The organism is Paenisporosarcina sp. OV554 (assembly GCF_003058165.1).
Lineage (GTDB): Bacteria > Bacillota > Bacilli > Bacillales_A > Planococcaceae > Paenisporosarcina.
On record NZ_QBUC01000048.1, the window covers coordinates 1 to 6,802 of the forward strand.

8 protein-coding genes are annotated in these 6,802 nt (G+C 37.3%); 6 read left to right on the top strand and 2 right to left on the bottom strand.

Annotation, left to right across the window (positions count from 1 at the left end; genetic code table 11):
- Together C8K15_RS19490 and C8K15_RS19495 are read right to left on the bottom strand one after the other, a co-directional pair.
- On the bottom strand, positions 1-236 hold a 236-nt coding region (locus C8K15_RS19490; RefSeq protein ID WP_146173689.1), incomplete at its 3' end, for a helix-turn-helix domain-containing protein.
- Positions 221-538, bottom strand: coding sequence for a helix-turn-helix domain-containing protein (locus tag C8K15_RS19495; RefSeq protein WP_108588048.1), 318 nt, complete (start codon positions 536-538; stop codon positions 221-223). The genes C8K15_RS19495 and C8K15_RS19490, both read right to left, overlap by 16 nt.
- A gap of 470 nt (positions 539-1,008) precedes the next feature.
- Here C8K15_RS19495 and C8K15_RS19500 point away from each other — a divergent pair, with 470 nt between their 5' ends.
- Genes C8K15_RS19500 through C8K15_RS19525 form a run of 6 tightly spaced genes read left to right on the top strand, consistent with a single transcriptional unit; the run spans position 1,009 to position 6,603 of the window.
- Positions 1,009-1,677, top strand: a complete 669-nt coding sequence (locus C8K15_RS19500; RefSeq protein WP_233260585.1) for a GntR family transcriptional regulator — start codon at positions 1,009-1,011, stop codon at positions 1,675-1,677.
- A gap of 2 nt (positions 1,678-1,679) precedes the next feature.
- Positions 1,680-2,882, top strand: a complete 1,203-nt coding sequence (locus C8K15_RS19505) for a CaiB/BaiF CoA transferase family protein (protein ID WP_108588049.1) — start codon at positions 1,680-1,682, stop codon at positions 2,880-2,882.
- Positions 2,883-3,791, top strand: coding sequence for a hydroxymethylglutaryl-CoA lyase (locus tag C8K15_RS19510; protein ID WP_108588050.1), 909 nt, complete (start codon positions 2,883-2,885; stop codon positions 3,789-3,791). It abuts the gene before it with no gap.
- Entirely contained in the window at positions 3,788-4,819 is a 1,032-nt protein-coding gene (locus tag C8K15_RS19515) for a TRAP transporter substrate-binding protein (RefSeq protein WP_108588051.1), read from the top strand. The genes C8K15_RS19510 and C8K15_RS19515 overlap by 4 nt, the downstream gene beginning before the upstream one ends.
- Positions 4,820-4,834: 15 nt before the next feature.
- Entirely contained in the window at positions 4,835-5,332 is a 498-nt protein-coding gene (locus C8K15_RS19520) for a TRAP transporter small permease (RefSeq protein WP_108588052.1), read from the top strand.
- On the top strand, positions 5,329-6,603 hold the full coding sequence (locus C8K15_RS19525; RefSeq protein ID WP_108588053.1) for a TRAP transporter large permease: 1,275 nt from the start codon (positions 5,329-5,331) through the stop codon (positions 6,601-6,603). The genes C8K15_RS19520 and C8K15_RS19525 overlap by 4 nt, the downstream gene beginning before the upstream one ends.
- Positions 6,604-6,802 lie beyond the last annotated feature (199 nt).

A 6,802-nucleotide genomic window follows, 5' to 3' on the forward strand; every position in this document is an offset into this window, starting at 1 on the left:
ACGATCATCTCTTTTCGCAAAATCCCCGTAATCATACGGTAACCATACGTATATTGATGTTTCTTGCATAGTAAACCAATTTTGTTTTCTAAATCTGTTTTCTTCATTTCATTAGGATACTGTTCTCGCCATCTATAATAAGTTGATCTTGGAATGTTTAATATGCTGTAGATTTTTGTGACGGTCATTGTTTTCTTCAATTCATTAAAGGCTTGTAACGCTATTCTTGGTACCACTTCCTCTCCAACTCTTTGTACTTTTTTAAAACCTCAATGTGTTGTTTCAAATAGCGATTTTCCACCTTAAGATTTTCCACTTCATCGACGTATTCTGGTCCTTTACCGAAGGTATATTGTTTTCCAACGGGTTGTTGAAAACGGTGGATTTCACCGTTTCGATACCATTTCATCCAAGTTTTTAATTGTGTTTTATTTTTTATGCCGAGACGGTCCATCACTTCAGCTACTGGGACACCTGCCAATCTCAAACGTACTGCTTCTTCTTTTACTTCAACCGGATAACTGATTCTTGTACCCATAGTAAAAACACCTCCAAGTTGGATTTAGGTATTGTATACCCGAATTTCAACGTAAAGGTGTTTTAATTTGTCTCAACCTTTGGGGTCAGTCCCTCATGTGGAAGGTTTTTTTATTGAAGGCTCTGTCAAATTATCTTTTCGTTTATCTTACATTTGGACTTCTCGCACATTCCGCATGATTCAACAAGAATGAAAACCACATACTTGTTGTTCTCATTTTTCAAAACTTGCTGCATGCTAAGCGCAAATGCACTCACTCGATTGATCTTCAATATCAACAGCATTGTTTCGCATAGCCAATAAATAACAGAGCCTTATTGAAATGGACCATTAATTTAAAAAGGTATTTAAGAACAGCTACTAAGAATAACTAATAAAAAAAACCTTTGACTATTTTAATTATTTTGATTATTCTTACATAGAGATAAATTGTATACAGTCGACGAAATTAAAAAGAGGTGTTTATCATCGTGCAAATTGTAAAAAAGAGAGCTACTTTAAAAACACAAGTTTATGACTATTTAAAGGAATCTATTATCATGGGTGGGCTCAAACCTGGTGAAAGACTGATAGAAGAGAAGATTTCGGAAGAACTACAAGTAAGTAGGAGCCCGATTCGTGAAGCTATACGGATGTTGGAAAAGGATGGACTTTTACTTGTAAATTCTTCAGGTGGAGTAACGGTAGTGGAACCATCAATTCAAGATTTCCAACATTTATATGAGTGTCGTGTAGAAATGGAACCGTTAGCTGCATTTTATGCTGCGGAGCGCCGTACTCAAGAACAGATCGAGTTGATTCGGATCAACTTACTTCAAATAGGGAAAATATTGGAAACGAATGATATTAAGAAAGTTCATGATGCCAATGTGAATTTCCATGAAACCATTATTTCGGCAAGTGCCAATCCGTTTCTTGTTTCCATGATTTCTCACCTTCGCGGTGTTAATAGTTTTTATAGGAAATCGATTATTGAAGAAAATCCGCTCCACATAGAACATGCGATGCATGACCATCAACAAATTTTCCAAGCGATTGTCCATCAAGAACCAGAAAAAGCTAGGCAGTTAATGAAAGCCCATATTGAAAGCGATTACATTCAGTTTATGAAACTTAGTTCAAAGTCTCGGGAGGATTGAGAATGTCTAAACGAAAACCATTAGATGGGATAAAAATACTCGAGTTAGGCAACTTAGTTGCCGCTCCTTTTGCTGGGAAAATTTTATCTGAATTTGGAGCAGAAGTAATCAAAGTTGAAGAACCGACGAAAGGCGATCCTCTACGTAGTTGGCGAGTGATGCATAATAACACATCAGTATGGTGGTATGTGCAATCAAGAAATAAAAAATCAATCACCGTAAATATGCGGGATGCCGAAGGTCAGCAAATAATAAAACAACTTGCTGAAAAGGTTGATGTAGTTCTTGAAAATTTTAAACCTGGAACTTTAGAGAAATGGGGACTAGGTTTAGAGGATTTACAGAAAATAAATGCATCGCTTATCATGACTCGAGTTTCAGGATATGGTCAAACGGGTCCGTACCGAGAGAAACCTGGGTTTGGTAGTGTGGCTGAAGCAATCGGTGGCCTTCGCTATCTAACTGGCTACCCAGATCTACCGCCTGTCCGAGTAGGAATTGCGCTAGGTGATTTAGTAGCTGGATTATACGCGGTCATTGGAACGCTCATGGCACTTCGTGCAAGAGATGAAGATGCAGAAAAAAAAGGACAGCTTGTTGATGTTGCACTATACGAATCTGTCTTTAGTTTACTAGAAGGGGTTCTTCCAGAGTACGACTTAACGGGTGTTGTACGAGAACGAACTGGCAGTACGTTACCTGGTATAGCACCATCAAATACTTATGAATGTGCTGATGGCAAGCATTTAGTCATTGGGGGCAATGGTGACAAAATTTTTCAACGTTTGATGACAGCAATTGGTCGAAAAGATTTAGCGAATAATCCGATTTATTCTAGCAATCAAGGCCGTGCTGATAATGTGGATTTTATCGATGCAACTATTGAAGAATGGACGAAAAGACATCCATTGAGAGAAGCACAACAAATTTTGGATGACGTATCTGTTCCAGTTGGTCCAATCTATGGTATTAAAGAAATTGTTGAAGATGAACAGTATAAGGCGAGAGAAATGCTTCAAGAAATTGAATTGCCGGATGGTAAAAAAGTTTTAGTTCCAGGTGTTGTGCCGAAGTTGTCTGAAACACCCGGTGAAATTAAGTGGAGTGGGCCAAGTTTAGGTGAACATAACGAAGAAATTTACACAGAATTTATGAATTTCTCCTTTGAAAAGTTCAAAAAACTGAAAGAGCAAGGAGTCATATAAATGGGATATGTGAAAATTATTGATGTAAGTCCGCGCGATGGATTGCAAAATGATCCGAATATCATATCGACAAATGATAAAGAAAAGTTGGTTAAGCATCTTTTAGATGCTGGTGTAACTTCCATAGAAGTTACTTCATTTGTTCACCCAAATAAAGTTCCTCAAATGTCTGATGCTGCGGAAGTTTTGAAAGCCGTTGAGAAGTTTGAAGAGTTAAATCCTATCGCTCTAATACCTAATTTAAAAGGATACGAGCGTGCTAAAGAACATCAACTCACGGAAATTAATTGGGTTAGTTCTGCAACTGAAACGTTTAACCAAAAAAATATTGGCTTAACAATCGATGAGAATTTTAAACAGTTTGAATCACTTCAACCCATCGCGAAAAAAGATGGCATTAAAACATGCTTTTCAATCGCCGTTAGCTTCGGCTGTCCATATGAAGGGGAAGTGTCTGAAGAGAAAGTTTTGGATTTAGTGAAACGAGTTAAAGCGGCAGGAGCAGATCGAATCGGGATAGCAGATACGATTGGTATTGCGACACCTGACCAAGTTGAACGATTAATGAGAAAGGTTTTGGAAATAACAGCTGATACTCCTGTTGCCATTCATCTGCATGATACAAGAGGTCTTGGATCTGCAAATGCATACGCTGCTTATCAGGCTGGAGTAAGAATTTTTGAAACCGCAGTATCAGGTATCGGTGGCTGTCCATTCGCTCCTGGGGCAGCAGGCAATTTAGCAACGGAAGACTTAGTGTATTTATTTCACCGCATGAACATTAACACAGGTTTAGATTTTGATAAATTACTTGAAGCAGCAGACTTTGCCGCAAGTCTTTCATCAAAAAACCCATTAGGGCGCATAAGACATGTTGAAAGAAAACAACCAAGGGGGAAATTAGCATGAAAAAATGGATGAAATTAATCACTTTCTTAATCGTTTCGACTTTCTTATTGGCAGCATGTAATACATCAAAACCTGAAACAAAAGCTGTAAATGCAACGGGAGATGGTTACGAAGAAACAACGATTCGTTTAGCTTATAACTTACCTGCAGGTCACCACATTGCAAAAGGTATTGAACAATTTGCAAAAGATGTTACGGAAAAATCTGGTGGTGCTGTAAAAGTTCAAGTATATCCTGCTGGTCAATTATTAACTGATAAAGATATGAACCAATCAATTCTTACTGGTGGCGTTGAAATGGGTGTAAACTCTTCAACACTTTGGTCAAGTACAGTTCCTGCTATGGGAATTTTCGATGTACCTTACGTATTTACCAACTACGAAAAAGCTGGAGAGGCGATAAATGGGGAATTTGGAGATAAATTACGTTCGGCTATGGAGGAAAAAGGTGCAAAAGTTTTAATGTTTGCTGATTACGGATATGCACAATTTGCAAATAACAAACGACCACTTGAGTCACCTGCTGACTTTAAAGGATTAAAGATTCGGAGTATTGGAGATATCCCTTCTGAAATGATTAAATCATATGGCGCTTCGCCAGTATTTATGGGCGGTGGCGAGGTATACATGGCACTTAAACTTAATACAGTTGACGGTGCAACATCAGGAACAACGGCAATGGTACAAAGAAAATATGATGAAGTAGCAAAATATTTAACAATCAATAACTACTCATATTTAGAGTTTATTTTAGCAGTGAATCAAAAGTTCTGGGATGGACTACCAGAGAAAACACAAACGCTATTAACTGAAACTGCGAAAGAATCAGAAGATTGGATACGTTCGCAAGCTAAATCTGAAGATGCAGCAACTGCAAAACAATTAGAAGAAAAAGGTATGGAAGTATATGTAGTACCGGAAGAAGATTTACCAGAGTGGAAAGAAGCTGCAAAACCAGCTTGGGATGCATTTACTAAAAACTCTGGAGACTTAGGAAAAGAACTGCTTGAAATGGTTGATGAGCAGTAAGGAGGAGTGGCCAAAATGAAGTCGCTATACAACTTTTCAGACCTACTTATTAAAATTGGTGCTTACATTTCTGGTTTCTTCATTATCCTAACAACGTTTATGATTTTTTATGAAGTCATCTCACGTTGGCTATTTAACAAACCGACTATTTGGGCAACAGAACTGTCAATCTACGCCATAATCGGAAGCTGTTATTTAGGAAGTGCTTATGCAGTTCGGACGTATGCACACATAACTGTTGATTTATTAATAAACAATGTAAATGATCGTATGAAAACATTACTTGCCTATTTGTCAAATGCATTAGGGTTAGTATTTAGTTTAATTTTCACTTTTTATGGTGCTCATCATGTGATGAATACGTTGGAATTAGGTGTCACTTCATCTTCATTATTGCGCATACCAATGTACCTACCGGAAATCATGCTTCCAGTAGGGGGAGTGCTTATGTGCCTTGCATTTACATTGCAAATCATAGACGGCGGTATCCATAAAGGAGGGGAACATATATGAATATCTTCTTTGTAGGTGGATTGGGTACCCTCTTATTACTTGGACTACCAGTAGCATTTACACTCGCTTTTTTAGCAATAGCGGGGATGTATTTTTTTAATGGTGGTACGTTTGCTTTTATGCAAGTACCGATAATTTCATATAAAGCGCTCGATGACTTTTCATTGACTGCCTTACCAATGTATGTGCTGATGAGCCAAATTTTATTGATTAGTGGTGTAGGTCGTGACCTATACGAAATGGCCAGCCGTTGGTTTCGACATTTCCCAGGTGGGCTCGCAATTGCAACTCTCTTTTGTTGTGCAATTTTTGCAGCTATTTCAGGTTCCAGTGTTGCGACAGCTATAACAGTAGGTTCTGTGGCATTACCGGAATTGGTTCGTCGTGGATATAATAAGAGACACGTCTTAGGGCTACTTGCAGCAGGAGGGACTTTAGGAATATTAATTCCACCAAGTGTACCGATGATTATTTATGGTTCAGTAACTGGTGAGTCGATTGGTAAATTATTTATTGCAGGGATTGTACCAGGGATAATTATGACCGTCTCCTTTATGATTTTTGCTTCTTACCAAACACGCCACATTAAAGATGAACCTGCTACATGGAAAGAACGTATGGAATCAACCAAAACTGCAATTTGGGGACTTATGTTACCAGTCATCGTAATAGGTGGTATTTATACTGGTGTTTTCACACCAACTGAAGCGGCAGCTATAGGTGTGGTAGTAAGTTTTGCAATTTCAGCTTTCGTTTACCGTAATTTGAACTGGGAAAACTTTAAGAAAATTATTATCTCAACTGTTAAAACGAATGCTATGATTTTATTCATTATTGTAGGTGCAATGTTACTTGGTTACATAATGACGATATTACAAATTCCTCAAACTATAACTAACTATGCAACTGCACAAGATATTTCACCTTGGATTATTTTTATCATGATTAATATTGTCCTATTAATTTTAGGTATGTTCCTAGAAACGATTTCAATTTTGGTTATTACTTTACCAATCTTGTATCCAATTATTATTGCGTTAGGTTTTGATCCAATTTGGTTTGCGATCATAATGGTAATAAACATGGAACTTGCATTGATCTCTCCACCAGTAGGATTAAATTTATTCGTATTAAAAGGAATTGATCGAACGAATACAATCGACGAAATTGTAAAAGGTGTAATACCATACGCGGTTATTATGGTGCTATTAATTATTCTTTTGTCAATATTCCCAGAAATTTCAACGTTCATGATTAAAGATGTAGATTAATACAAAAGGCACTTAGATAGTCTAAGTGCTCTTTTGTTTTATTAGGAATTGAAAAAAGCATCCCAAATTGAGGGCACTGCAAAACGAATACAGAAATTAGGGGAAAGCGCTAGATTCGCTTTTCCCTTTTTCGTTATAATAAATAAAAAGCTCTGAAAGTGTGTGTTAATCATGTTAAATCAATCAAAACAAACTACTT

Excerpts from the sequence above, each read along its gene's own strand:
- C8K15_RS19495 (WP_108588048.1), bottom strand. The coding sequence starts at position 538 with ATGGGTACAAGAATCAGTTATCCGGTTGAAGTAAAAGAAGAAGCAGTA.
- C8K15_RS19505 (WP_108588049.1), top strand. The coding sequence starts at position 1,680 with ATGTCTAAACGAAAACCATTAGATGGGATAAAAATACTCGAGTTAGGC.
- C8K15_RS19510 (WP_108588050.1), top strand. The coding sequence starts at position 2,883 with ATGGGATATGTGAAAATTATTGATGTAAGTCCGCGCGATGGATTGCAA.
- C8K15_RS19515 (WP_108588051.1), top strand. The coding sequence starts at position 3,788 with ATGAAAAAATGGATGAAATTAATCACTTTCTTAATCGTTTCGACTTTC.
- C8K15_RS19520 (WP_108588052.1), top strand. The coding sequence starts at position 4,835 with ATGAAGTCGCTATACAACTTTTCAGACCTACTTATTAAAATTGGTGCT.
- C8K15_RS19525 (WP_108588053.1), top strand. The coding sequence starts at position 5,329 with ATGAATATCTTCTTTGTAGGTGGATTGGGTACCCTCTTATTACTTGGA.